At 37.3% G+C, this 695-nt stretch carries 1 protein-coding gene; it reads right to left on the bottom strand.

Annotated features, from left to right (window positions below; translation table 11 throughout):
* The coding region (locus tag LKE01_RS11955) for a DUF262 domain-containing protein (RefSeq protein ID WP_263862392.1) at nt 1-601 on the bottom strand (601 nt) is incomplete at its 3' end.
* Between the last annotated feature and the right edge of the window lie 94 nt (nt 602-695).

Here is a 695-nt window from a genome sequence, read left to right as displayed (position 1 = left end):
TAGTTTCCAGACAGACCCTAATGGCTTTGAGGATGTCATCTTCTCGATAATCGCGATAATACATTGACATTACGATTGGGTAGTACAGCATCACATGTAATCGGTTCAAAATATCAAGATGCTGTGTAATTAGTTTGTTTCTAAAGAATTCATAGTGGCTTTTAGGCGCAATTGGTGAATCAAGCACAGAATATACTTCGACAAGTGCATCAAGATCCTTCAAGAAGGTTGTTGCGTCACTCATATTTGTTATTTCTTGACTAATTGCACGGTACAGTTTGGACTCTTGGATTACTTTGTGGCTCGCAGCCCAATATGTTCGAATGAATCTGGAAATTTTATGACTGTCGCCATTGAAAGCAGAAGAAATTCGTTGCCATGCACTATTTGCCGAGTCCATGTCGTCATGTAATAAGGCCATTAAGTGATTCTTAATAATGTCGGAAACTTCCAAATCTTTTCCACGACTATTCAATGTTTCAAATATTGTAAAAGCGTCAAGTTGACTCGGTGCTGAAATCATTACAATATAAAATTTGTCGTAAAAAGAGTTAAAAATATTGTCTAACCGATCAATTCGCTCACCCAATGTTTTCTTCAACTTTAAATCACCCACAATCCACTTGTGGATTGTGGTGTAAGTTGACCTCATTTTTTTAATTGGTGCAACCTTACTAGGGTCTGTCTGGAAACTA

This window comes from Lentilactobacillus kefiri, from assembly GCF_007989105.1.
GTDB classification, from domain to species: Bacteria; Bacillota; Bacilli; order Lactobacillales; family Lactobacillaceae; genus Lentilactobacillus; species Lentilactobacillus kefiri.
The sequence above is the reverse complement of the archived record's forward strand: the minus strand, read 5'-3'. Positions and strand labels throughout refer to the sequence as shown.